This window comes from Bacillus sp. 05T31 (genome assembly GCF_056396725.1).
The window spans coordinates 1-2,888 of the sequence record NZ_JBFTMA010000849.1 but is presented as its reverse complement, the minus strand read 5'-3'; the positions used below and the strand labels follow the sequence as shown (position 1 = coordinate 2,888).

Here is a 2,888-nt window from a genome sequence, read left to right as displayed (position 1 = left end):
GTTAACCTCCCTAGCTGTAATTGAACATCTTGCAATGCTTGACTATACTTTTTATAGTTTTGTGATAAGATAGAAAGCAAAGAATATCTTTCTTCAGATTTAGTAGAATCTTGTAACAAGTTACTTACTTCTACTAATCCATCAAATTGTTTTAATGTTTCAGTCAATGTCTTCTTGGCGGTGGACAGTGACTCGTATCGTTTTTGTAAGTCCAGTAGTGTTTGTAAACGCTGCTGGTCTTTTTCTGTTTGTTCAAGTATTTGTATAAGAACTGGTACTTTTGACAGCCTCTCGTCCTCTACAAAGGCAACGCGTAATTTTTCGAACGCTACATGTTGCTGAGTCTGTAGCTGTAACAGTACCTCTTTCTTTTTGTACAATTCCTCTACGTGTTCCATCAGACTTTCAGCTGTTTTTAATTGCTGTACTTTATCATCCACATCCAAGTACTCAAGTAAGTTACCTGCTAATCTCTCAATTTCTTTTTCCGCTAGTAACCTCTCTTGCCTCGCTGCGTATGTATCTTTTGAAACACTTTTCACTGCAAGATCTACAGCTTCTGTTCCTGCTAATTTACCAAGTACTTTCGCACCCGATGATGGTGTTTCACTTATTAAGAATGGCGCCTCGAGCTGAAATGCGAAGTTTAAAGCTGTAACAAAATCCCCAAATGTTTGCTTTGTAATACCGAGTAACTGCTTTACTTCTTCTGGTACCTCAGACTTCTCAAACACACTACCTTCGTCTCCAGGATCCGTTTGAATTCTGTAAGATGTTTTCCCTTTTCTACGGTGCTTTGAAATAGTAATACCGCTATCCAAGTGAATCGCTACTGTAGCATGTCCAACCGATTCGTTTACGAAAGCCTCACCTTGAGGTTCGTTAAATGCTACCCAGCGAACCGCTCGTATGATTGAGGTTTTACCACTATCAGATGGTCCAGTGATTACGTTCAATCCATTTCCTAAATTAAAATGGCTATTTGTATGTGACTGGAACCCTTCTACGAAAATCTCATTAATGTTGGCCAACACGTTCACTCCTTTCCGTTAGCTTTAACATGGTGCTTACTGCTTGTTTTTCTGATCCATTCTTGAAGTGATTTTTACTTTCGCAACATACCGCTTTTACATCTTTCGCTTTTGCAATACGACTTGCATAAGACACGTATCGTTGCATGTGTATCACCTCCTCTCAATAATTTAACTTGCCTTCACTTCCGCTTTTTTCTTTCTTGTGACCGTTACTTTGACGCCTAAATATTTTTCATGGATATTCTTCAAAAAATTGTTCTTCAGGCGGGAATCCCAGCTCAAATGACTGTTTAATTTCTTTTTTACTGGCGTTTTGCAAGTGAGAGGGTAAATAAAAATGTTCCATAGGGAACCCAAGTACAATTGCGATTTGCAAGGCTAATTTTCCTCCCGGATCACGTCTACCAGTCTCTAAGTCTGCAATATGACCTGGAGTCACACCAACCTTATCTGCTAGAGCCGCCTGTGACATACGTTTTTTTCCACGTAAATCTGCCAACCAAGTCCTTTTCATATGTCMACCTCCAGACAACCTTTAATGATTTTTATTATACTGGCGTTTTGCAAGTAAGTAAAGTGGTATTTCAAAAAAACTTGACATTTTCTAGCCTCTCAATTAAAAATCACCCCTATTTTCAAAATAATTTACTTGCAATATGCGTACATTTTCCATTGTGTAATAAGGGCATAAAGTGTTATCTTATATATAGATAACAGCAAAAAAATAAAAAACATTTTATATTTTTTTATAAATTTTATAAAAAACAGAACCATTAAAAATATATAAAAGAATTTTACCGGGAGGTAATATACATGAACATTGGGGCCCAATTAAAATTTTTACGAAATAGACGTGGTTGGACAATGCAAGAAGTCGCAGATCGTATTGGTAAAAATGATTCTACGTATAGCGGATATGAGACCAATAAAAGAAAACCCAACGCCGAAGTTCTTGTACAGCTAGCCGATACCTTCGATACTACTACAGACTTTATTTTAGGAAGAACAGAAAATCCAAACGGCCTTAACTTTAATGTAAAAGACTTTTTAGATCAGGGTAGACTACACTCTGACGGGGTAGAAATCACAGATGAGCAAGCTGAACTCGTTAACGTTTTATTAAGACAAGTTCTACAAAGAAAACAGCAATAACGAAAAAAGGATTAGCCAGATGCTATTCCTTTTTTTGTTGCAATATAGTTGTGATTTGATTGTACTGTTCCTGTGTAATCTGACCTTGTTTATACAGTTCCTCCATAAGATCATTTATGTCACAACTCACTTTTTCATGTTCAAATAATTCCCCAATTAAACGTTTTGTTTCTTGCTTTGCAGTCTTTTTTTTCACCATAGTTCCTCCCCTTCATCCTTAATAGTTTGTGAAATATGTATCAAGTGGTCTAGTTTTTTCAAAGTCTAAAAAAACGTGACACCCCTTAAAAAGACGAAAGACGCTACTATAAGTAGCGTCTTTTTAACTATTTATTTATATTACATGCCACCCGGATCGACTCTCATTAATTGCACTTTTTCAGTATGTACAGTAGCTTTTTCTTTACCTAAATCTTTAGTTTGGTCTGCACCAGTACCAATAACCCCAATTGATAACGCTAGTGCGCATAATGTAGTTACTACAAACTTTTTCATTTTACAACACTCCTTCTGTTATTAGAACTCGCTTTGCAAGTTGAGCGTACATTAAATTTCCTATTTTTTCAAATAATTCCAAAGATTCTCTTGCCATAATTGTATCATTTTCTATTCTTGAAAGATAGTACATCTGGAAAGCGGATAGACCTTGCTCTTTCAATCTATCAAAAATCTCATAGCCCTTTTTCTTATCACCATATAAAC

At 36.2% G+C, this 2,888-nt stretch carries 6 protein-coding genes and 1 pseudogene; 1 reads left to right on the top strand and 6 read right to left on the bottom strand.

The genetic code is table 11. The features are described 5' to 3' along the window. The 3 genes from AC1DJR_RS29130 to AC1DJR_RS29120 all read right to left on the bottom strand — a co-directional run. Nucleotides 1–1,034: AAA family ATPase (locus AC1DJR_RS29130; protein WP_477004161.1), on the bottom strand; the 1,034-nt coding region annotated here is incomplete at its 3' end. Beyond that, entirely contained in the window at nucleotides 1,018–1,179 is a 162-nt protein-coding gene (locus AC1DJR_RS29125; RefSeq protein ID WP_477004160.1) for a hypothetical protein, read from the bottom strand. The genes AC1DJR_RS29125 and AC1DJR_RS29130, both read right to left, overlap by 17 nt. Before the next feature lie 87 nt (nucleotides 1,180–1,266). Then, nucleotides 1,267–1,548: a helix-turn-helix transcriptional regulator gene (locus AC1DJR_RS29120; RefSeq protein WP_477004159.1), complete on the bottom strand. Its 282-nt coding sequence runs from the start codon at nucleotides 1,546–1,548 to the stop codon at nucleotides 1,267–1,269. A gap of 299 nt (nucleotides 1,549–1,847) precedes the next feature. Between AC1DJR_RS29120 and AC1DJR_RS29115 the strand changes: the two genes are divergently transcribed. Then, the gene (locus AC1DJR_RS29115) at nucleotides 1,848–2,186 is read left to right on the top strand and encodes a helix-turn-helix domain-containing protein (protein WP_215550988.1); all 339 of its coding nucleotides are present in this window, start codon (nucleotides 1,848–1,850) and stop codon (nucleotides 2,184–2,186) included. A gap of 22 nt (nucleotides 2,187–2,208) precedes the next feature. On the opposite strand, the gene AC1DJR_RS29110 is transcribed toward AC1DJR_RS29115, so the two are convergent. The 3 genes and pseudogenes from AC1DJR_RS29110 to AC1DJR_RS29100 form a co-directional block, all read right to left on the bottom strand. Further along, nucleotides 2,209–2,382 (bottom strand): hypothetical protein, encoded by a 174-nt coding sequence (locus AC1DJR_RS29110; RefSeq protein WP_095210715.1) that lies wholly within the window; start codon nucleotides 2,380–2,382, stop codon nucleotides 2,209–2,211. A gap of 143 nt (nucleotides 2,383–2,525) precedes the next feature. Beyond that, nucleotides 2,526–2,681, bottom strand: coding sequence for a hypothetical protein (locus tag AC1DJR_RS29105; RefSeq protein WP_164468363.1), 156 nt, complete (start codon nucleotides 2,679–2,681; stop codon nucleotides 2,526–2,528). Between the two features lies 1 nt (nucleotide 2,682). Continuing rightward, nucleotides 2,683–2,888, bottom strand: a pseudogene (locus AC1DJR_RS29100) (AimR family lysis-lysogeny pheromone receptor); the annotation flags it as partial.

What these genes read in the sequence shown, in the direction of transcription:
- AC1DJR_RS29125 (WP_477004160.1), bottom strand. Translation starts at nt 1,179, where the DNA reads ATGCAACGATACGTGTCTTATGCAAGTCGTATTGCAAAAGCGAAAGAT.
- AC1DJR_RS29120 (WP_477004159.1), bottom strand. Translation starts at nt 1,548, where the DNA reads ATGAAAAGGACTTGGTTGGCAGATTTACGTGGAAAAAAACGTATGTCA.
- AC1DJR_RS29115 (WP_215550988.1), top strand. Translation starts at nt 1,848, where the DNA reads ATGAACATTGGGGCCCAATTAAAATTTTTACGAAATAGACGTGGTTGG.
- AC1DJR_RS29105 (WP_164468363.1), bottom strand. Translation starts at nt 2,681, where the DNA reads ATGAAAAAGTTTGTAGTAACTACATTATGCGCACTAGCGTTATCAATT.